General features: G+C 44.0%; 23 protein-coding genes. All 23 read left to right on the top strand.

Annotated elements, in window-relative coordinates; all coding sequences use genetic code 11:
* Positions 1-5: 5 nt before the first annotated feature.
* Positions 6-143 (top strand): zinc ribbon domain-containing protein, encoded by a 138-nt coding sequence (locus ACTWP7_RS06220; RefSeq protein ID WP_443122449.1) that lies wholly within the window; start codon positions 6-8, stop codon positions 141-143.
* Between the two features lie 1,025 nt (positions 144-1,168).
* The gene (gene spoIIGA / locus ACTWP7_RS06215) at positions 1,169-2,095 is read left to right on the top strand and encodes a sigma-E processing peptidase SpoIIGA (protein WP_443122439.1); all 927 of its coding nucleotides are present in this window, start codon (positions 1,169-1,171) and stop codon (positions 2,093-2,095) included.
* A gap of 15 nt (positions 2,096-2,110) precedes the next feature.
* Positions 2,111-2,830, top strand: a complete 720-nt coding sequence (gene sigE, locus ACTWP7_RS06210; protein ID WP_014643122.1) for an RNA polymerase sporulation sigma factor SigE — start codon at positions 2,111-2,113, stop codon at positions 2,828-2,830.
* Positions 2,831-2,851: 21 nt separating this feature from the next.
* Positions 2,852-3,691, top strand: coding sequence for an RNA polymerase sporulation sigma factor SigG (sigG, locus tag ACTWP7_RS06205; protein WP_224896029.1), 840 nt, complete (start codon positions 2,852-2,854; stop codon positions 3,689-3,691).
* A gap of 561 nt (positions 3,692-4,252) precedes the next feature.
* Positions 4,253-4,528 carry a YlmC/YmxH family sporulation protein gene (locus tag ACTWP7_RS06200; RefSeq protein ID WP_317615990.1) on the top strand — a complete coding sequence of 92 codons (276 nt, stop codon included), beginning with the start codon at positions 4,253-4,255 and terminating at the stop codon, positions 4,526-4,528.
* Between the two features lie 54 nt (positions 4,529-4,582).
* Entirely contained in the window at positions 4,583-5,383 is an 801-nt protein-coding gene (gene pgeF / locus ACTWP7_RS06195; protein WP_443122438.1) for a peptidoglycan editing factor PgeF, read from the top strand.
* 18 nt (positions 5,384-5,401) lie between these two features.
* On the top strand, positions 5,402-6,070 hold the full coding sequence (locus tag ACTWP7_RS06190) for a YggS family pyridoxal phosphate-dependent enzyme (protein WP_443122437.1): 669 nt from the start codon (positions 5,402-5,404) through the stop codon (positions 6,068-6,070).
* 24 nt (positions 6,071-6,094) lie between these two features.
* Complete coding sequence (locus tag ACTWP7_RS06185) at positions 6,095-6,550, top strand: cell division protein SepF (protein WP_443122436.1); 456 nt, start codon at positions 6,095-6,097, stop codon at positions 6,548-6,550.
* 3 nt (positions 6,551-6,553) lie between these two features.
* Entirely contained in the window at positions 6,554-6,826 is a 273-nt protein-coding gene (locus ACTWP7_RS06180) for a YggT family protein (protein WP_422163767.1), read from the top strand.
* A 77-nt stretch (positions 6,827-6,903) separates the two neighbouring features.
* Positions 6,904-7,677 carry a YlmH family RNA-binding protein gene (locus tag ACTWP7_RS06175; protein ID WP_443122435.1) on the top strand — a complete coding sequence of 258 codons (774 nt, stop codon included), beginning with the start codon at positions 6,904-6,906 and terminating at the stop codon, positions 7,675-7,677.
* 78 nt (positions 7,678-7,755) lie between these two features.
* Positions 7,756-8,289 (top strand): DivIVA domain-containing protein, encoded by a 534-nt coding sequence (locus tag ACTWP7_RS06170; protein ID WP_443122434.1) that lies wholly within the window; start codon positions 7,756-7,758, stop codon positions 8,287-8,289.
* A 201-nt stretch (positions 8,290-8,490) separates the two neighbouring features.
* Positions 8,491-8,964: a signal peptidase II gene (gene lspA / locus ACTWP7_RS06165; RefSeq protein ID WP_443122433.1), complete on the top strand. Its 474-nt coding sequence runs from the start codon at positions 8,491-8,493 to the stop codon at positions 8,962-8,964.
* On the top strand, positions 8,961-9,869 hold the full coding sequence (locus ACTWP7_RS06160; RefSeq protein ID WP_443122432.1) for an RluA family pseudouridine synthase: 909 nt from the start codon (positions 8,961-8,963) through the stop codon (positions 9,867-9,869). The genes lspA and ACTWP7_RS06160 overlap by 4 nt, the downstream gene beginning before the upstream one ends.
* A gap of 165 nt (positions 9,870-10,034) precedes the next feature.
* Positions 10,035-10,577: a bifunctional pyr operon transcriptional regulator/uracil phosphoribosyltransferase PyrR gene (gene pyrR, locus ACTWP7_RS06155; RefSeq protein ID WP_443122431.1), complete on the top strand. Its 543-nt coding sequence runs from the start codon at positions 10,035-10,037 to the stop codon at positions 10,575-10,577.
* Positions 10,578-10,745: 168 nt separating this feature from the next.
* Positions 10,746-12,137 carry a uracil-xanthine permease family protein gene (locus ACTWP7_RS06150; RefSeq protein ID WP_443122430.1) on the top strand — a complete coding sequence of 464 codons (1,392 nt, stop codon included), beginning with the start codon at positions 10,746-10,748 and terminating at the stop codon, positions 12,135-12,137.
* 147 nt (positions 12,138-12,284) lie between these two features.
* A complete protein-coding gene (locus tag ACTWP7_RS06145; protein ID WP_443122429.1) occupies positions 12,285-13,163 on the top strand; it encodes an aspartate carbamoyltransferase catalytic subunit in 879 nt (292 codons plus the stop codon).
* Entirely contained in the window at positions 13,164-14,459 is a 1,296-nt protein-coding gene (locus tag ACTWP7_RS06140; protein WP_443122428.1) for a dihydroorotase, read from the top strand. It abuts the gene before it with no gap.
* Positions 14,437-15,549, top strand: a complete 1,113-nt coding sequence (locus tag ACTWP7_RS06135) for a carbamoyl phosphate synthase small subunit (RefSeq protein WP_443122427.1) — start codon at positions 14,437-14,439, stop codon at positions 15,547-15,549. The genes ACTWP7_RS06140 and ACTWP7_RS06135 overlap by 23 nt, the downstream gene beginning before the upstream one ends.
* The gene (gene carB / locus ACTWP7_RS06130; RefSeq protein WP_443122426.1) at positions 15,528-18,731 is read left to right on the top strand and encodes a carbamoyl-phosphate synthase large subunit; all 3,204 of its coding nucleotides are present in this window, start codon (positions 15,528-15,530) and stop codon (positions 18,729-18,731) included. Before ACTWP7_RS06135 ends, carB begins: the two co-directional genes overlap by 22 nt.
* Positions 18,728-19,489, top strand: coding sequence for a dihydroorotate dehydrogenase electron transfer subunit (locus ACTWP7_RS06125; protein ID WP_443122425.1), 762 nt, complete (start codon positions 18,728-18,730; stop codon positions 19,487-19,489). The genes carB and ACTWP7_RS06125 overlap by 4 nt, the downstream gene beginning before the upstream one ends.
* On the top strand, positions 19,489-20,421 hold the full coding sequence (locus ACTWP7_RS06120; protein ID WP_443122424.1) for a dihydroorotate dehydrogenase: 933 nt from the start codon (positions 19,489-19,491) through the stop codon (positions 20,419-20,421). Before ACTWP7_RS06125 ends, ACTWP7_RS06120 begins: the two co-directional genes overlap by 1 nt.
* Complete coding sequence (pyrF, locus tag ACTWP7_RS06115; protein WP_443122423.1) at positions 20,387-21,097, top strand: orotidine-5'-phosphate decarboxylase; 711 nt, start codon at positions 20,387-20,389, stop codon at positions 21,095-21,097. The genes ACTWP7_RS06120 and pyrF overlap by 35 nt, the downstream gene beginning before the upstream one ends.
* On the top strand, positions 21,090-21,716 hold the full coding sequence (gene pyrE / locus ACTWP7_RS06110; protein WP_443122422.1) for an orotate phosphoribosyltransferase: 627 nt from the start codon (positions 21,090-21,092) through the stop codon (positions 21,714-21,716). The genes pyrF and pyrE overlap by 8 nt, the downstream gene beginning before the upstream one ends.
* Positions 21,717-21,827: the final 111 nt, after the last annotated feature.

Below are 21,827 nucleotides of genomic sequence, written 5' to 3'. Positions count from 1 at the left end.
GTGAGGTGAAGAATCTCGCTGTTCGAACGTGGGATTGCCCAGATTGCGGCTGCCACCACGACCGCGACCTAAATGCGAGCTTCAATATATTGAAGGAGATTCAAAGAATCCTTACAACCGTCGGTGCCACGGGGCTAGCCTAATCATTTGAATGAACCGTTAGGTTCGTGCTCTTAGGAATCCCCCAACTTCAAGGAGTGTCAGCGAGTAAGTGGGGGGTAGATCAAAAGCTCGTTATTCAACTAAAGGGACGGATACTTGAAGACTCGAATTCAAGTTATTGGGTTAGAGTGAAGGTCCTGCGAGGGATGATTCGTCCAGCTGAATCGCCCAGACACTCGCGTCATAAGCAGAGAATTTAACGGGACGAAAGAACGCATCCCTTTTGATTTTCCTGCTTATGCGGGCAGTGTCTATCGGGGCGATTCCGCTTTTAAACACTTTCCGTGGGCATGTGCTGAGCCTATTCCCGGGGTCTCACCGGTCATGTTTATCCCACAGGAGTCTTCATCGTCCCCCTCCGGACCTTGCCGAATCTGAAACTTGAAACACCTTCATCCTTCACCCGCTTGAGAAGAAATGATCACATGGGCGTATATACTTTTCCAGTCTGGGACTGTGCGGGATAGCCTGTTACATAAGCATTTCAGGCTGGATAAGGGGGAAAGGATACTCTCTTTTCAGAGGGTTCGTTATTCTTCCGTGGTGGGATTGGTGGGGAAATAGTGAGATTCCCATGGGAGAAGGAACTAGGTGAGATCCCGCAGGGAGTGAAACGAGTGAGGAAGCTCAGCGTTCCCCCATAGGAAAGCGAGTTATTTCCCTATAGTAACGGACCCCATTTATCTCGAAACTGAGTCTTCCAATATTAGGAGCTTATCTGTAAAATCAATTCAAGATTTAATCAGTCAAAAAATACCCCTTCGCGATAACTATTTGTTTTCATGATCGATCAATTATTGATACTTTCGACAAGACTCCTGAAAAACGATCTTTGATCATGCAGAAGAGAAGGATAGGCGGGTAATATGCGGTAAGAGTAATGAAAGTTAACTAAAATATGCTGAGATTATAGGGCGTTACATGATGTTACAAAACTTGCTAGCCTGCTATTCAGATTGTGACAGACTTTTTAGGCGGACAGGCTTATAATTTCTTATAACAATAGATGAAGGGAGCGGGGGTCATCTATCTTGATGCTGTCTGGTTGCTCAATTTTTTAATGGATGCCATGATCCTCTATCTTACTCAGGGTGTGGTAAGGGCCAGATCTTCTAAAATCCGTATGTTTTGCGCCGCTTTTGCAGCCTCCAGCATTGTGCCTATATCTATCTTTATGCCGGATCTCTGGTTGACGAGCACCCTTGGGAAGCTGGTCTTTTCATTACTTATCATCGGAATTGCCTTTTCCTTTACCTCACTTCGTGCTTTTATTCTACAGTTGGTCAGCTTTTATTTTATAACATTTTCCATCGGAGGGAGTATGCTTGGCGTCCATTTTTTCCTAGCCACGGAAATAAGTATTCAAGGAGGATCGATTGTAACATTTTCAGGGGGATATGGTGATCCTGTCAGCTGGATGTTTGTATGTATTGGGTTTCCTTGTTCATTTTTCTTCACAAAGTGGCGGATGGAGCAAGTAAGCGTCCACCAAATGAAGCTTGAGAACATTTATGATGTAAAAGTCACTTGGAATGGGAAAGAAGTCCTTTGCCGGGGAATGGTCGACAGTGGTAATCAATTAATTGATCCAATCAGCAGAAAAATGGTTTTCCTGGCTGACCATACGGTGATGGGCCAGTTTCTTGAACCGGAAGTACTGGAAAAACTTCAAGTAGATCAAATCCTGACTTCAATGGAAGAGTTGCCATCAGATATTCAATCGTCTGTTCGCTTAGTACCTTTTCAAGCCGCAGGTTCTAAAGGTCAACTGCTTGTTACGGTGTTGGTGGATCAAATATCAATTGTAACTCCACAAGGAAATTTAGAAATGAAACAGCCATTGGTCGGTGTGCAGCATCATGACCTCACACATGATCGTCTTTATCAAATGCTGATACATCCCCACATAATGGTTAAAGGAAAAACTGCCTAAGGGAAGGGGAATGACATGGTCAAATGGTTTTTTAAATTAAGGCTGTGGTTTTATCGTATTTTAATTAAACTTGGGATTAAGCAAGACGAAATTTATTATATTGGAGGAAGTGAAGCTTTACCGCCTCCGCTTTCAAGAGAAGAAGAAAAAGAACTGCTTGAACTTCTGCCTAAAGGAGATAAAGCAGCACGGGCTATGTTGATTGAACGGAATTTGCGGCTTGTAGTCTATATAGCTCGAAAATTTGAAAACACGGGGTTAAATATAGAGGATCTAATCAGTATTGGTACCATTGGCTTAATTAAAGCCGTCAATACATTCGATCCTGAGAAAAAAATAAAGCTCGCCACTTATGCTTCCCGCTGTATTGAAAATGAGATTCTTATGCACCTGAGAAAGAGTAATAAATTGAAAACAGAGGTTTCATTTGATGAACCGCTAAACGTTGACTGGGATGGAAACGAACTATTATTATCCGATATTTTAGGCACGGAAGAAGATTTGACGACCAAAGGTATTGAGAAGAAAATAGACAAAAAATTACTAATGTCGGCATTGGATCAATTAAATGATCGTGAGAAGCAGATTATGGAACTAAGGTTTGGTTTAATCGGAAAAAAAGAAAAAACCCAAAAAGATGTGGCGGATATGATGGGGATCTCCCAATCATATATATCAAGGCTTGAGAAAAAGATTATTCGCCGCTTACAGCGAGAATTCGATAAAATGGTCTAATAGAACTAATAATACAGATGCATAATTTTTCCTCCCAAGGAGATACTGAGAACTGATTACAGCTTCTTGGGAGGGTCTTATTTGACACGACACAAAGTAGAAATATGCGGAGTAGATACATCCAAACTTCCAGTGCTGACCAATAAAGAAATGAAGGCCCTGTTTATACGTCTCCAAAGTGGTGAAACGGAAGCACGTGAGGAATTAGTCAATGGGAACCTTCGTTTAGTATTATCGGTTATTCAGCGCTTCAATAATCGCGGAGAATATGGTGATGATTTATTTCAGGTAGGCTGCATTGGATTAATGAAATCCATAGACAATTTTGATTTAAGCCATAATGTTAAATTTTCTACTTATGCTGTACCTATGATTATCGGAGAAATACGCAGGTATTTACGTGATAATAATCCGATACGCGTTTCCAGGTCTTTAAGAGACACGGCTTATAAGGCGTTACAAATGAGAGAAAAGATGATTGGTGAAACCAATAAAGATCCTGCTCCTCACGAAATTGCTGAGAGGATGGGGGTCCCACCAGAAGATGTCGTATTTGCAATGGATGCCATCCAAGATCCAGTGTCGTTGTTTGAGCCAATTTACAACGATGGAGGAGATCCAATATTTGTGGTTGATCAATTAAAAGATGACCGTGAAAAAGACTCCATCTGGTTAGACGAACTCTCTTTGCGCGAAGGTATGAAGAAATTGAATGATCGTGAAAAAATGATTTTGACGAAACGGTTCTTCCAAGGTAAAACTCAAATGGAAGTTGCTGAAGAAATCGGAATATCTCAAGCTCAAGTATCTCGATTAGAAAAAGCTGCTATTAAAGAAATGAATTCGTCTATGTTTCAATAAGTATTAGTACCCTATTTAATCATAAGCGTTCTGGCTGTCGAAAAAGCCTCGACAGTCTTTTTTTGTGCTTCGAAGAGATATCCACTCATTAAGGGGGTAAAAATGCCCTCAGTGAAAAATATAGTTTATATTTAAAAAGTTAGAACAACTCTTGAGCAGCTGGAAATTTTCAGTTCGTTATTTCTCTAGGGCCTGCTAAGCTTTCCTAGTCATGTTACAGACACCCTCTCGATACTGGAAGGCTCAGTTTCAAGTTAAATGGCTCCGTTACGTTTAAAGGAAGGAGGGCTGGAGGGGAAATAACTCGCCTTCCTGCGGCCCTACACGATGTAGGGTCGATCGACGATGCCACAGGACGTGGCGACTTTAGTCGATCCTCCTTTTTACCAGGAGACTCTTGAGTCGTTTCACTCTCGGCCCTATAGCGTATTAAGCTTCTTTTAAAAATGAACAATAATCTCTAACGTAGTCTATCTGAAACATTTTTTACGCCTGCTTTGTCTTTTATTTTCACAAGTGTTGCGACATTGAAGCATATAGTGAAGGAAAGGGGGATGAACGATGAAAATTTCAGAACTGCAGCTTAAAGACGTGATTGCTATGGAAACAGGAGAACGGCTGGGATATATTAGCGATTTAGATATAGACACACAGCGTGGGCGATTAAGTGGACTTGTCCTCACAATGAAAGGGAAGGCGATGGGTCTTTTTGGCAAAGAAGAAGAGATGGTCATACCATGGGATCAGATCGTGAATATTGGTGCTGATGTGATTCTTATTAAGAAGTCAGGCGCTGCTGGTTATTCTGTATCTCAAAAGTCAGATTCGAAAGAATAATACAAGAAATAAGATGAATAATGTGTTAAAATGAAGGGAAATTGAGGTGGTAACATGCATGAACCTTTTAAAGCAGAAACGCTGCGACAATATTCTTGTTTTACGAAGCATGAAAATATAAGGGCAGGTCTTACCACTAGACAAGGTGGTCATAGTGAACGTCCTTTTAATACCCTGAACATGGGACTCCATGTTCAGGATGAATCTGACACCGTCCTGCGAAACAGAAAAGAACTAGCGCAGGAAACCGGTTTTCCTTTAGAGAACTGGATCATAGGAGAACAAATTCATGATATCCGTGTGAAAGTGATAGGAAATGGGGAAAAAGGAAAAGGAGTATTCTCTCATGAATCAGCAGTCGCTGGAGTTGACGGATTGATCACTGATCAACCAGGTCTGTTACTTGGAGCTTTCTACGCGGACTGTGTACCCTTGTTCTTTTACGCCCCGGTTTCCGGTTGGATTGGGATTGCCCATGCGGGCTGGAAAGGAACGGTCCGCAATATGGTTTCGAAAATGATAGGGCGTTTGACGGAGCAAGGTTGTTCGATTGAAGAGATCGAACTCGTCATTGGCCCATGCATAAGCGAGGAGCACTATGAGGTTGATCAGCGTGTATATGATCAGATACCGATGGAATTTCAAGAAGAATCAGCTGTACCTGTTTCTTCTGGAAAGTACAAGCTGGACTTAAAGAAATTGAATGAGTCCATGGCACTTCAATCAGGGCTGCATAAAGAGAACGTCAGAGTCTCGAGGCTTTGTACATACGAGGAAGAGAATTTGTTTTACTCCCATCGCCGTGACCAGGGACAAACAGGGCGTATGCTTGGTTTTATTGGTTTGAAGGACTGATGGTGGAAGGAGAGAAAGATGTCGGTAGTTGAAAATCTTGAAAAAATAAAACAAAATATTGCGGAATCCTGCTATAATTGTGGGCGTTCCACTGAGGATATTACTATTATTGGGGTGACCAAATACGTATCCGTGGAGCGTGCACAAGAAGCTATTGATGCGGGAATTGTTAACCTGGGCGAGAATCGTAAGGAAGAATTGCTAGAAAAATACGAAGCTATTGGTTCCCGTGCAAATTGGCATTTTATAGGGTCCCTGCAATCAAGAAAAGTGAAAGAGGTTATTGATAAGATTACCATGATCCATTCCCTGGACCGGAAGTCTTTAGCAAAAGAAATTAATAAACGAGCCTCAGCCCCAGTACCCTGCTTTATACAAGTTAATGTAAGTCAGGAAGAGTCCAAGCATGGACTTGCGCCTGAAGAGGTGGAAGACTTTGTGCATTTAATGGAAGCCTATGAAAACGTTAAAGTGGCAGGGTTAATGACCATGGCACCTCATGATGCTGACGATGAACGTCTGCGGGGGATATTCAGGCAGCTTCGTGCTTTGCGCGATAAAATCAGAGATAAACATTTGCCTTATGCTCCTTGCGAATATTTATCTATGGGAATGAGCAATGATTACCGTTTAGCCATTGAAGAAGGTGCGACTCATATCCGGATTGGTTCCAGCCTTGTAGGTTAACTAATAAAACTTGAGGTGATCAGCGTGAGTATGAAAAATAAATTACGGTCATTTTTTACTTTGGATGACGAATATGAATATGAATATGTAGATGAGGAGACTGATGAACCAATGGAAGAAGAATACGAGCAGAACCAGCGAAGCCGCAGAAAAGAAGATACGCAGAATGTCGTTAGTTTGAAAAGTGCGAAGTCCTCTTCCAAAATGGTATTGAACGAACCTAGCAGTTATAATGAAGCTCAGGAAATAGCCGATGAACTTGTCAACCGTCGAGCCGTGGTTATTAATCTTCAACGGGTGGACCATCATCAGGCGAAGCGAATTGTAGATTTTTTGAGCGGTACAGTATATGCTATAGGGGGAGACATTCAGAAGTTAGGTTCTCAGACTTTTCTATGTACTCCTGACAACGTGGAAATATCGGGCTCCATTTCTGATATGATTTCACAAGAAGATGATGAACTTTATAAAAGGTGGTAAGTCATGGCGTTTTTGTTTAATATTTTAACGAGTGTATTAGAAATATACAGCTGGATTGTCATAATCTATATTCTGTTATCCTGGTTTCCAGGAGCCAGGGAATCGAGCTTCGGGGAAACGTTAGGACGTTTAGTCGAGCCGTTTCTAGAGCCGTTCCGCAAAATTATTCCTCCACTTGGAATGATTGATATTTCACCGATTGTAGCAATCCTGGTACTCAGGTTTGCCTCAGCTGGTTTACGTGAACTGTATTATGTAATTGCAGGAATAGTTTAAAAACGGGAACAGGTCTTGGGACTTACGCTTTGCAGCGCCCATATATCTGTTCCCTTTATTTTTGGTTGGAGGTTGCTATGGATATTTATCAGCATTTCAGGGAAGAGGAACGACCCTTCATTGATCAGGTTTTGGCCTGGAGGGAGGACGTAGAGCTCAAGTATCAGAGAAAGTTGAGCGATTTTTTAAATCCAAGGGAGCAGGACATTGTAAAAGCGGTTATGGGAAATCATCCAGACTTCAATTTTGGTCTGAGCGGTGGAAAAGATCAAGCCGAGCGCAAACGGGTCATTATTGCTCCTGAATACGAAATCATTGAAGAAGATGATTACCAGCTCACCATGCTGGAAGCATCTTATCCGGCAAAATTTGTGACCCTTGAACACCCTGATGTTCTTGGTGCATTCATGTCTTTAGGGATCAGACGGGAAAAGCTGGGCGACTTAGTGGTGAAGGATGGCACCATTCAGATCATCACTGACCAGGAAATAAGTGATTATATTCGGATGAATTTTACAGGAGTCAAGCGAGCAACAGTCAACTTCGAAGAAAAGCCGTTATCTCAAATGCTTGAGAGTGAAGAGACATGGGTTATGAAAGATACAACGGTTTCCTCACTAAGACTTGATGTTCTCGTGAAAGAAATCTATGGCATGTCCAGGAAGAAAGCAGGCATGCACATCGACAGCGGCCACGTAAAAGTCAACTTCCGTGTTGTAGAAAACGGTGCTTTTCAGCTGCAAGAGGGAGATCTAATTTCCCTGAGAGGTCAGGGCAGAAGTAAGCTTGAGGAAATTCAAGGCATAACAAAAAAAGAAAAATATAAAGTATCCACTTCTAAATTGAATTAAAGGCTGATTCAAGAAGGAATCTTCACGCAAATGGTCGAAACTAATCTACGAATGGAATACATCTGGGAGGTGTCTGGTGTGCCATTAACACCAATAGATATTCATAATAAAGAATTCACAAGAGGATTCAGAGGATATGACGAAGATGAAGTGAATGAGTTTTTAGATCAGATTATTAAAAACTATGAAATGGTGATTCGCCAGAAGAAAGAGCTTGAACAGGAAGTCAGCGAGTTGAATGAACGTCTCAGCCACTACAGCAATATTGAAGAGACCCTTAACAAATCAATTGAAGTCGCTAAAGAAACAGCAGAAGAAGTAAAAACCAATGCCAATAAAGAATCCAGTTTAATTATTAAAGAAGCCGAAAATGATGCATCTCGAATTGTTAATGAAGCCGTACAGAAATCTCGTCGAATTTCTTCAGAAGTGGAAACAATGAAAAAGCAGGCTAAATTCTTTAAAATCCGCGTACGCAAGCTTGTGGAAGCTCAAATGGAGATGATTGACCATGAGGGCTGGGAAGATATGTTTGAGACGGAGCTTGATGGAAGTGAAACCCTTGAAGAAGCTATTGATAAGGAACTGACACCGAATCAAAACCGCTCTTAATTTCTACATAGCATGAATGAACAGCGGGTGAGCAGATGCCGTCTCTTGGGGAGGCGGCATTTCAACTTCCAGGTGCGGGAGGAATGCCGCGGTAAGCGGACCAATGAAGTGAAAGCTGCTAATTTTCTTTTATTGTTGGTAAATGCTGCCCGCTCAATTTATGGTACAATAGCGAAGGAATATACTTGATGGAGGCCGCGTATGTACGTGTATTATTTAATAGCTTTGGCTATTATCATTCTTGACCAGTGGACCAAATGGCTTGTGGTATCAAATATGCAAATTGGGGAAAGCATTCCGGTTATAGATAATTTCTTCTACCTGACTTCCCATCGTAACCAGGGAGCTGCCTGGGGAATACTGCAGGGACAAATGTGGTTCTTTTATATTATTACCATTATCGTGATTGGAGTCGTCATTTATTACATGCAGCAATTCGCAAAGGAAAGCAGGCTAGCGGGAGTGGCCTTATCTTTAATTCTTGGCGGGGCAATCGGTAACTTTATTGATCGTGTGTTCCGTAAAGAAGTGGTAGATTTTGCTGACACGTTAATTTTCACGTACGACTTTCCTATTTTCAATGTTGCGGATTCTGCTTTAGTCATTGGAGTTATATTAGTCATGCTCGCTACATTGCTGGATGAGCGAAAGAAGAAAGGAAGTTTGGAACAGTGAGTGAACAATACGAAGTAAGGCCGGATGACGAGTTTAAAAGGATCGATAAGCTTTTAACAGAAGTCATAACCGATGCCTCGCGTTCTCAAATTCAAGGCTGGCTGAAAGATAAGCTGGTTGAAGTAGATGGAGAAGCGGTAAAAAGTAATTATAAAGTGCAGCAGGGAGAAACCATTACGTGGAGCATCCCTGAACCAGAACCTTTGGAAGCTGCCCCTGAAAATATCGACATTGATATTGTATATGAAGATGATGATGTAGTGGTTGTGAATAAAGCCGCAGGAATGGTGGTTCATCCTTCTGCCGGACATTCAGGCGGTACTCTCGTAAATGCTTTATTGTATCATTGTAAGGGACTTTCCGGAATTAATGGAGTAGAACGCCCTGGCATTGTCCATCGCATTGATAAAGATACAAGCGGCCTTTTAGTTGTAGCTAAAAACGATAAGGCTCACCAATCTTTAGCTGAGCAGTTGTCGAATAAATCAGTCGAGCGAAAATATGAAGCGATCGTTCACGGTCTGATCTCTCATGAATATGGAACGATTGATGCTCCGATCGGACGTGACACGAAAGACCGTCAGCGAATGGCGGTTGTAGAAAATGGACGCGAGGCGGTTACTCACTTCAGAGTGCTTGATCATTTTGAAGACTTTACGCTGGTTGAGTGCACCCTCGAAACAGGACGTACCCACCAGATCCGTGTTCATATGAAGTATATTAGTCATCCAATTGCCGGTGATCCAAAGTACGGGCCTCGGAAAACATGGGGACTGAAGGGTCAGGCCCTGCATGCCAAATCTCTTGGATTCGAACATCCCCGTACAGGAGAATGGTTGAAATTTGAGGCTGAGCCTCCAGAAGACTTTACGGATATGATTACGTTTCTGAAGAACCGCCGTTGACAAACCGGACAAGCCATGACATAATCATGGATAGAATAAAAAAAGTCCTTTAAGAGCAGTCCCGTGAGGCTGAAAAGGTGACGGATTATACACGGCATTCGTGTGTACACAAACCCCTTTTCTGCCTTTCCGCGGAAAAGGGGTTTTTTGCATGGGGGAATGAATATGAAATCTAAAACAACCGTTCTGGATGATGCAGCTATTCGCCGCGCACTGACACGGATATCTCATGAAATTATTGAAAAGAACAAAGGAGTAGAGGATCTTGTTCTTGTAGGAATTAAAACGAGAGGGGTTCCGATTGCTCAGCGTTTAAAAAATAAAATTCAGGAAATCGAAGGCAAAGACCTGCCAGGCGGAGAGTTGGACATTACGCTCTACCGTGACGATTTGACTCCGAACAAGGACCAGGCAGAGCCTGAATTGAAAGCAGCTCATATTAAAGCTAATATCGATGGTAAGAAAGTCATTCTCGTAGATGATGTTCTTTATACCGGTCGTACGGTGCGTGCCGCAATGGACGCTCTCATTGACCTTGGACGTCCTTCTCAAGTACAGTTGGCTGTCCTTGTCGACAGAGGACACCGGGAACTTCCGATTCGTGCAGATTTTGTAGGAAAGAATGTGCCTACCTCTCAAGATGAAGTGGTAACCGTCACCCTTTCGGAGACAGACGAAGCGGATCAAGTGACCATATTTGAAAAATAAAATCATACCAATCACTACCTTTAAGGAAGTCCCGTGAGGCTTAAAAGGTCGTAATGATATACGTGTTCCAATAACACGTTTACCTCTTTGCGTACTTTTAAGCAAGGAGGTTTTTTTATGACTAAAATTCCTCACAGCCTGAATGTAAATAAAAAGGAGGAAATCAACATGAACCAACAGAAAGCCGCTCTTAATATCAATGAAGTTCCTAAAATGCACCAATGGTTAACGTTAAGCTTGCAGCATTTATTTGCGATGTTCGGTGCCACTATACTTGTTCCATTCTTAACCGGACTGCCGCCGTCAGTGGCCTTAGTATCCAGCGGATTTGGCACACTAGCTTACTTATTAATTACACGAGGAAGAATACCAGCTTATCTCGGATCCAGTTTTGCTTTTATTGCTCCTATTATTCAAGTATCCGAGAATCACGGCATAGCCGGAGCCATGATCGGAAGCTTTCTGACCGGACTTGTGTACGGACTCGTCGCCCTCTTCATCACCTTGTTTGGAACGAAATGGCTGACGAAGCTGTTACCGCCGATCGTTGTAGGACCCGTCATTATGGTGATTGGACTGGGACTTGCTTCTACCGCCATTGATATGGCCATGTACCTGCCAGGCCAGGAAGAAAATGTGTACAGCGGCACTCATTTCATGGTAGCGCTGGTCACTCTGGCTATAACCATCATCGCCTCTATATTCTTTCGAGGGTTTTTCTCCCTGCTTCCGATTTTATTTGGAATCGTAGGAGGCTATCTGTTCGCTCTTTCTCAAGGGATCGTGGATACAAGCGGCCTCAAAAGTGAATGGACAGCTCTTACATCAGCAGACTCCTTTGGTGGGGTTATAGGAGCCATCTTTGAAATGCCGGAATTTGTTGTACCCTTTGTTGACTTCTCACCGGCTTCCGTGTTCAGCTGGGAGATTGTCTTTCTCATGGTTCCCTTCGCGCTTGTAACGATAGCCGAGCATACAGGTGACCAAATGGTCCTATCAAAAGTCGTGGGCAGGAACTTTCTAAGAAATCCAGGATTAAACCGCTCGATTTTAGGAGACGGAGTAGCAACTGTGATTGCCTCCTGCCTGGGCGGACCGCCAAACACGACTTACGGTGAAAACATTGGCGTGCTAGCCATTACTCGAGTGTACAGTGTATTCGTTATTGGAGGGGCCGCAGTAATTGCCATTTTATTCGGCTTCCTGGGGATGATTACAGCACTGATCGGCTCTATTCCATCTGCTGTGATGGGCGGAGTTTCCATCCTCCTGTTCGGAATCATTGCCTCAAGCGGCCTGAGAATGCTGATTGATAATCAGATTGACTTGGGTGAAAAACGAAATCTGGTCATCTCTTCGGTTATTCTTGTCATCGGAATCGGAGGAGCCTTTATTCAGTTCACAGATAATTTTCAAATCGAAGGCATGGCTCTGTCAGCCATTATCGGTGTGCTTCTTAATCAAATCCTTCCTGGTAAAGAAAAAGGGGAAGGAAACGGAAGCATGTTTGAAGAACCGAGCGAAGAAGAAATGGAAGAGGAAAATAAAAGAGCCGTATAGTTTAACCAACGCACACGTTTTAACCAAGTCCCGTGAGGCTTAGAAGGGTGTAACGGGTTGAACTCGTTTGTCATGCGAGTTCAGCACCCCCATACACCCGGGGGTGCTTTTTTTATAAAATTTTTTACGAGATGGGAGAGAAGAAACATGAAGCATCTACTTTCCATGAAACAGTTAACAAACGATAATATTCATCATCTATTCAAAATCGCAAAGGATTTGGAAAATGGAGATCTCTCCTGGCAGGCTGAAGGGAAATTTGCTGCTAACCTTTTTTTAGAACCAAGTACAAGAACGAAGAGCAGTTTTCACATAGCAGAGCGGAAACTTGGACTGGATGTTCTGCATCTCGATGGAATGGATTCTAGCCTTACAAAGGGAGAAAGTTTATATGATACTTTGAAAACGCTGGAAGCGATCGGAGCGGATGTAGCTGTCGTACGACAATCTGAAGTCGGAATCCTGGACAGCTGCGCAGAGAACTTAAACCTTTCTCTTATTAATGCAGGTGATGGATGCGGCGAACATCCGACTCAATCCCTGCTTGATTTATATACCATACAAGAACAATTTGAAGAGTTTGAAGGTCTCCACGTAGCTATTGCAGGTGACCTTAAGCACAGCCGAGTGGCACGCTCCAACGCTCATGCGCTCCAACAGCTTGGTGCCAGGGTTTCATTTGTGACAAAACCAGAGTGGAAAGATGAAACTTTTTCCCATCGGTACATAACGATGGATGAAGCGGTCGAACAATGTGATGTACTCATGCTGCTCCGAATTCAACATGAACGTCACGAACAAAAGACATTTGACTCATCCTACTTGAAAGACCACGGCTTAACGAAAGAAAGAGAATCAAGAATGAAAGATGATGCGATTATTCTTCATCCTGCCCCGGTGAACCGGGGAGTAGAAATAGATGCTGAGCTTGTCGAATCAAAAAAATCACGGATTTTCAGACAGATGACCAATGGTGTGACGATCCGAATGGCTATCATTCAAGCCTTATTGAAAGGGGAACTTTAAATGAAGATAAAAATTGTAAATGGACAAAGGCGAATTAACGGAGGATGGGAAGCTTGTGAAGTACTAATTAATGAAGGAACTATTCAAAAAATCGGTAGCTCGATCAATGAGGAAGCAGACAAACTGATTGACGCTCAAGGTCACCTTGTATCTGCTGGTCTGGTCGATGTTCACGTTCATCTGAGAGAACCGGGCGGGGAAGCGAAAGAAACGATTGAAACTGGGACAAAAGCGGCGGCAAAAGGTGGTTTCACTACTGTGTGCGCGATGCCAAATACAAGACCTGTACCTGATACAGAGGAAAACCTAACCGCGTTGTGGGATAAGATCAATCAACATGCTCATGTGCGCGTACTTCCTTACGCATCGATTACAACGAGACAGCTTGGTGAAGAGCTCGTCGATATGGAAGCTTTAAGTGAGAATGGAGCTTTTGCATTTACAGATGATGGAGTCGGGGTTCAGACAGCAGGAAAAATGTATGAGGCAATGCTAGAAGCTAGCCGTGTGAACAAGGCTGTCGTGGCTCACTGTGAGGATAATTCGGTCGTTTACGGAGGAGTGGCCCATAAGGGAGAGGTAAGCGAACGTTTGAACCTCCCGGGAATACCAAACATTGCCGAATCCATTCAAATAGCAAGAGATGTGCTTCTGGCTGAAGCTGCTGACTGTCACTATCACGTATGTCATGTTTCCACTAAGGAATCCGTCCGGGTCATCCGAGATGCCAAAAGGGCGGGTATCCGGGTAACGGCAGAGGTTACACCTCACCATTTGATTTTAAATGAACATTCGATTCTTGAAGATGACGCCATGTTTAAAATGAATCCTCCACTTAGATCGGTTGAGGATCAGCGGGCTCTTCTTGAAGGCTTACGGGACGGGACGATCGACTTTATCGCTACCGACCATGCACCTCATACGGAAGAGGACAAAACGCAAGGTTTCTTGAACTCTCCTTTTGGCATCACTGGATTCGAGACAGCGTTTCCTCTCCTTTATACGGAACTAGTAGAAAAAGAAGTGATTACCCTGGATGAGCTTCTTGACTGGATGACAGAGGCGCCTGCTGATGTATTTGACTTACCATACGGCCGCTTGGAAGAAGGGGCCCCTGCGGATATTACGCTTATTGACCTGAAAGAGAGCAGAGTCATAGACCGTCATCAATTTATCTCAAAGGGCAAAAACAGTCCGTTTCATAACTGGACAGCTAAGGGTTTTCCAATATTCACATTATCAAATGGAGAAATCGTTTGGGAGGAGGCACAAAATGAAAAAGCAGCTCGTACTTGAAGATGGCACCATTTTTGTCGGAGAAGGGTTTGGAAGTGAAAAGGAAACGATAGGGGAAATCGTATTTAATACTGGAATGACCGGCTATCAGGAGGTAATCTCAGATCCTTCCTACTGTGGCCAGCTCGTCACCTTCACCTATCCTTTAATCGGAAACTACGGAGTTAATCGTGATGATTTTGAGACAGTGAACCCATCCATACTCGGCGTGGTTGTGAAAGAGCATTGCGAACAGCCTTCCAACTTCCGCAGCGAAGAAACGTTGGATGAATTTTTAAAAGCTAAAGAAATTCCTGGCATCAGCGGTATTGATACAAGGAAGCTTACCAAGATTATTAGAAAACATGGAACGATGAAGGCGATGCTGACTTCAAGCGAACGTCCTGTGAATGAAATCATCCAAATCTTAAGTGAAACAAAGCTTGCTACGGATCAGGTTAAACAAGTGTCTACGGTTAAGCCATATGTCGTTCCTGGGCGCGGTTATCGGATTGTTCTGATAGATTACGGCATGAAACACGGGATATTAAGGGAATTTACGAAGCGGAACTGCCACGTGACAGTTGTTCCATATAACACCACGGCGGAAGAAATCGAACGTCTAAAGCCTGATGGGGTGATGTTATCGAACGGACCAGGAGATCCAAAGAGCGTGCCGGAAGCGATTGACACCGTTGGAAAATTAATTGGGGCCGTGCCAATCTTTGGGATTTGTCTGGGCCACCAGCTGATCGCTCTTGCTTCAGGAGGCGATACTACGAAAATGAAATTTGGTCATCGCGGTTCAAACCAGCCGGTAAAAGATTTTGAAACCGGAAGGACTTATATTACCTCACAAAACCACGGCTACACGGTCGATAAAGATTCGCTTACAAATACGAATCTCGTGTTGACGCAGGTTTCACTGAACGATGAGACCGTAGAAGGACTGCAGCATAAGCAATTCCCAGTATTTACTGCCCAGTACCATCCGGAAAGTTCACCAGGTCCGGAAGATACATCTCATTTATTTGATGAGTTTCTGAGACAAGTAAAAGAAAACCTAGCCAAAGAAAAGGGGGACTCAGCATGCCAAAACGTACAGATATAAGAAGAATCATGGTGATCGGGTCCGGTCCCATCGTTATCGGACAGGCGGCAGAATTTGATTACTCAGGCACGCAGGCCTGCCAATCTCTGAAAGAAGAAGGTTTCGAAGTCATTCTTGCCAATTCCAATCCGGCGACAATCATGACAGATCATACCTTTGCCGATCAAGTGTATATGGAACCTCTGACAGTCGAATTCTTGCAAAAAATTATTCGTAAAGAAAAACCTGATGCCATTCTGCCTACCCTTGGCGGTCAGACAGGTTTGAATATGGCCGTTGGCTTAAGTGAATCCGGTATTCTTGAACAATATGGAGTCGAACTGTTAGGTACACCGCTTGAAGCCATTGAAAAAGCGGAGGACCGTGAGAAGTTCCGTTCTCTTATGCATCAGATGAACCAGCCCGTACCGGAAAGTGAAATTGTAAGCTCTGTAGATCAAGCGCTCAACTTTGCCGATGATATTGGATATCCCGTTATCGTCCGCCCCGCTTATACAATGGGCGGTGCAGGAGGAGGCATGTGCGATAACGAAGCCCAGCTAAGAGAAACCGCACGGAATGGTCTCGCCTTGTCGCCCGTAAAGCAGTGTTTAATAGAAAAGAACATTGCCGGATTTAAGGAAGTAGAGTATGAAGTGATGCGCGATAAAAGCGATCACGCGATTGTAGTGTGTAACATGGAAAACTTTGACCCTGTCGGTATCCACACGGGAGACTCTATTGTGGTAGCACCGTCCCAGACACTAAGTGATCGAGAATACCAAATGCTTAGAAATGCGTCGCTCGATATCATACGCGCGCTTGAAATCGAAGGCGGATGCAACGTGCAGCTTGCTTTAGATCCTCACAGCTTTCAATATTATGTAATTGAAGTGAATCCTAGAGTCAGTCGTTCTTCTGCGCTTGCTTCAAAGGCTACTGGGTATCCAATTGCCAAACTTGCGGCCAAGATTGCGGTAGGCATGACGCTTGATGAAATCCAAAATCCAATTACGGGCACCACTTATGCTTGTTTTGAACCAGCACTCGACTACGTGGTTACGAAAATCCCACGCTGGCCTTTTGACAAATTTGCTAAAGGAAACCGAAAGCTTGGGACTCAAATGAAAGCGACTGGAGAAGTCATGTCAATTGGACGAACACTGGAAGAATCCTTGTTAAAAGGTGTCCGCTCCCTGGAGGGTGAGACAGAAGAACTATACATGAGCTCGATTGCAGATCTTTCGAAAGAGCCAATTTTTACTCGTATGAAGTCCGCAGATGATGAAAGGATCTTCATCTTAGCGGAAGCTTTAAGAAGAAAACATACGATACAGGAACTGCACGAACAAACAGGAATCGATTATTTCTTTTTAAACAAGCTTCAGAACATTATCCATTTAGAAGAAGAACTCAAGCAGCATGGCCTGCAGGAAGAATTACTCCTTAAAGTCAAACGGGCAGGATTCGCGGATCGTCAAATTGCCCGTCTTGCAGAATGTTCGATCGATGATGTAATGAACTATCGTAAAGAGCGAAGCATTCTGCCGGTTTACAAAATGGTGGATACATGTGCCGGGGAATTCGCATCAGAAACGCCTTATTTTTACAGCAGCTATGAAGACGAAAATGAATCACTGCCTTCCAATAACAAAAAAGTACTCGTAATTGGTTCTGGACCGATTCGAATCGGCCAGGGGGTAGAGTTCGACTATGCTACGGTTCACTCGGTACTAGCTCTTAAAGAAATGGGTTATGAAGCGATTATTATGAATAATAATCCAGAAACGGTTTCCACGGACTTCAGCGTATCGGACAAGCTGTATTTCGAACCGCTTACGCTTGAAGATGTTATGAACGTCATCGACCTGGAAGAGCCGGAAGGCGTGATCATTCAGTTCGGCGGACAGACGGCCATTAATCTTGTCGAAGGGTTAAGCCGCCAGGGAGTTCAAATATTAGGAACCACGATGGATGCCATTAATCAGACAGAGGATCGCGACTTATTCGAGCAGCTGCTGAACAAGCTTGAGATCGCTAAACCTGGAGGGGAGAGCGTAACCAGTGAAGAGGAAGCCCTGCAGGCAGCCGCTCATATTGGTTATCCACTCGTTGTAAGACCTTCCTATGTACTCGGCGGCCGCGCGATGGCAATTGTTTATTCGGAAGAAGAGTTGAAGACCTACTTGGAAACGAATGTAACGGTCCATAACGGCCACCCGATCTTAATAGATAAATATATGACAGGGATGGAAATTGAAGTGGACGCCATCACAGACGGTAACGATGTATTTATTCCAGGAATTATGGAACATATTGAACGTGCTGGGGTTCACTCCGGTGACTCCATGGGTGTGTATCCGACCCAGCGTCTGGCGAAGGCTCTTGAAGATCAGTGCATTGAGGCAACAACGAAAATCGCCAGAGAGTTAAACATGAAGGGGCTAATCAACATTCAGTTTGTAGTTTTTGAGGATACAGCTTACGTGCTTGAAGTGAACCCTAGAGCCAGTCGTACCGTTCCGTTCCTCAGTAAGATTACCGGCGTACCAATGGCAAAGCTGGCAACTCAAGTTATTCTAGGTGAAAAGCTGCCTGAGCTAGGCTTTCCTTCAGGGGTAGCTCCAAAGCCGGACGGTGTGTACGTGAAAGTACCGGTCTTCTCCTTTGAGAAATTAAGAAGCGTTGATACGACGCTTGGACCTGAGATGAAATCTACAGGTGAAGTAATTGGATATGACCAGACGCTTGAAAAAGCTTTATTTAAAGGAATGATCTCCGCAGGGCTTAAAATACCAACCCAGGGGTCCGTCCTACTAACTGTAGCTGATAAAGATAAATCAGAAATGCTGGAAATCGCACAGACATTTTATGAGCTAGGATTCCAGCTGTTTGCTACCGAAGGAACGGCAGCAGTTATTGAAGAAGCTTCAATTCCTGTAGAAGCTGTCGGAAAAGTAGGATCTGATCAGAGGGATGTAATTGATCTAATCCAAAATGGGGATGTCCAGTTCGTCGTTAACACACTGAATACAGGATCAAGAGCTAGATCTGACGGATTCCGCATCCGCAGGGAAGCAGTCGAACACGGAATTGCCTGTCTAACCAGTCTCGATACCGCAAAAGCGATCGTAGATGTGATTAATGTTATGACCTTTACAGCCCGCGCCATTCCGCCAATGGAAGCGGTGAGAAGTTCATGAGAAGAGAATGGATGGAAATCGTAGAGCACAGTGCTGTAGCGAAAGATACCTATCGAATGGTCTTGAAAGGTCAGATTGCGGAAGAAGTCAAAGATCCAGGTCAATTTGTGCATATCCAGGTTAGTGATCGTTTCTTTCTTAGACGCCCTGTTTCCATTGCAGATGTACATCCAGACCAAAGTAAGATTACCTTGCTTTATAAAGTATTAGGAGATGGAACTCAGGCTCTTACTGAGAAACAGACAGGAGATAAACTTGATGTTCTTGGACCAGGCGGTCAGGGCTTTCCGATTGAAGAAGATGTGCGTGAAGCCTTAATAGTAGGTGGGGGGATTGGGGTCCCTCCCCTTTATTACCTGGCGAAGCAGCTCGTTGAACAAGGTATAAAAGTTACGACAGTACTTGGTTTCAGGAGTAAGGAAGAGGCGTTTTTAGTCGATGAATTCAAGGAACTTGGCTCTGTATATGTGACGACGGATGATGGCAGTCTTGGTGAACAGGGACTTGTAACCGATCGAACCGGGGAGCTGAGAGGAAGCTTTGATACGTATTTTTCATGCGGACCAACGGTCATGTTGAAAGCCATAGCTAATCAGCTTGATGACGTGCGCGGTTATCTTTCGATGGAAGAAAGAATGGGCTGTGGTATTGGAGCCTGTTTTGCCTGCGTCGTTCATACACCGGAGGACGATGAAAAAGGGTACCGCCGTGTCTGCTGCGATGGACCAGTCTTTAAAGCAAAGGAGGTTGTATTGTAATGGACATTTCTCTTTCTTTACCAGGACTGGATTTAAAAAATCCTATCATGCCAGCTTCCGGGTGCTTTGGATTTGGGAAGGAATTTGCTCAGTTTTATGATCTTTCCGAGTTAGGGGCGGTTATTTTAAAAGCTGCGACTGGCGAGAAGCGATACGGCAACGAGGCGCCGCGAGTAGCTGAAACATCCAGTGGAATGCTGAACGCGATCGGACTTCAGAACCCAGGCGTAGAAAAAATCGTGAAAGAAGAAATTCCTTTTCTAAAAGCTTACGATACTCCTTTGATTGCCAATGTTTCCGGGAGCACGATGGAAGAGTATGAACAGGTCGCTGAATCCATTTGTAAGGAAGTCGATGCACTGGAGCTGAATATCTCCTGCCCGAACGTTAAAGAAGGCGGTGTCCAGTTTGGTACGGACCCAGGCCTTGCAGAAGAAGTAACAGCCAGGGTGAAAGCTGTAAGTACGGTTCCGGTCTACGTTAAACTTTCACCGAATGTGACAGATATCGTGGCGCTCGCTAAAGCAGCGGCGGCTGGTGGAGCGGATGGATTATCGATGATCAATACATTAACAGGTATGAGAATTGATCCGGCAACGAGAAGGACGATTATTTCCAATCAGACGGGAGGTCTTTCCGGGCCAGCCGTAAAACCGGTAGCCATCCGAATGATTCATCAAGTATATCAAGCTGTAAATCTGCCGATTATCGGCATGGGGGGGATTGAAACGACAGATGATATCATCGAATATATGCTGGCAGGGGCCAGTGCGGTTGCAGTAGGCAGCGCCAATTTCAAGAATCCTCTTATCTGTAAAGAACTGATCGAACAATTACCTGAAGCCCTCGAGAGATATGGTTTTTCATCTTTAGAGGAAGTGATTGGAGGGGCCCATCATGAAACAGCTGCATCCAGTTTATTTCGCACTTGATTTTGAAACAGGAGAAGAGGCTCTTCATTTTTTGCAATCGTATCAACTGGGAGGCATTCCGGTGAAGGTCGGAATGGAGCTTTTCTATAGGGAAGGCCCGCAAATTATCCAGAAGTTAAAAGAAAATCAACATCCTGTATTTCTGGATTTGAAACTTCACGATATTCCAAAGACTGTGCAACGAGCGACTGCAAATCTGGCCCGCCTCGGAGTAGATGTAGTGAACGTCCATGCTCAGGGAGGCTCTGATATGATTCAGGCTGCGCGCGAAGGCCTTGAACAGGTAGACGAGTCACAACGCCCATTACTGCTCGCGGTGACCATTCTCACATCTTCTGATGCTGCAATGATCCAAAACGAGTTGCTTCTCAGCCGATCTTTAGAAAGTATGGTGGTTCATTACGCAGAGATGGCTGAACAAAATGGAGCGGATGGTGTCGTATGTTCAGTTAAAGAATCACGATTAATAAAAGAAGCTGCAGGAAAAGAATTTTACACGCTTACTCCCGGCATCCGTCTGCCTGCAGGGGAGACGCATGACCAAAAGCGAGTGGCAACACCTGAAGAAGCTAAGAAGGAACAAAGCAATTCAATTGTGGTTGGCCGTGCAATCAGGGACGCCAAGAACCCTCGGCACGCCTATAAAACCGTGAAGGAGGCATTTACCAATGGATGATCAGCTGATACAGGATTTATTACAAATTGAAGCCGTTAAAATCGAGGTCGATGACATGTTCACTTGGACGTCAGGGCTTCGTTCACCTATCTATTGCGATAATCGCATGACGATGTCATATCCAGAGATTCGGCGCCGTGTGGCTGATGGTTTTGTGGAGTTGATTAAAGAGCTTGAGCCGGATGTCGATGTGATTGCTGGATGTGCAACTGCTGGTATCCCTCATGCAGCCTGGGTAGCTGAGCGACTGGATCTGCCGATGGTGTACGTTCGCTCGTCACCAAAGAAACATGGGAAAGGGAATCAAATCGAAGGGCATATTGAAAAGGGGCAGCGCGCCGTGGTAATCGAAGATTTGATTTCTACAGGTAAGTCCTCCATTGAGTCTGCCCAAGCATTACGGATGGCTGGAGTAGAAGTAGAAACGGTGCTGTCTATCTTCACCTACAATTTAGAAAGAGCAAATGAAGCCTTTCTGGAAAGTGAGTTGTCCTACCAATCGCTGGCGAGCTTTGACCAGTTGTTGCTTCAATTAATTCAGCAAGGTCAGTTGAAAGAGAAAGAAGTCCAGTTACTGAATGAGTGGAAAAAAGATCCCGCTATCTTTACGCAAAATTAACATAGCGTCAGTTGCTATTTGGAGCGTCTCCTAGTAGGATGGAATCATCAGAAAGTAATGGTGATGATATTGAAATCAAGAAAACATTCTTTTTTCATATTAATGAACGCG

Origin of the sequence: Halobacillus sp. B29 (genome assembly GCF_052246755.1) — a bacterium.
GTDB classification, from domain to species: Bacteria; Bacillota; Bacilli; order Bacillales; family Halobacillaceae; genus Halobacillus; species Halobacillus halophilus.
The sequence above is the reverse complement of the archived record's forward strand: the minus strand, read 5'-3'. Positions and strand labels throughout refer to the sequence as shown.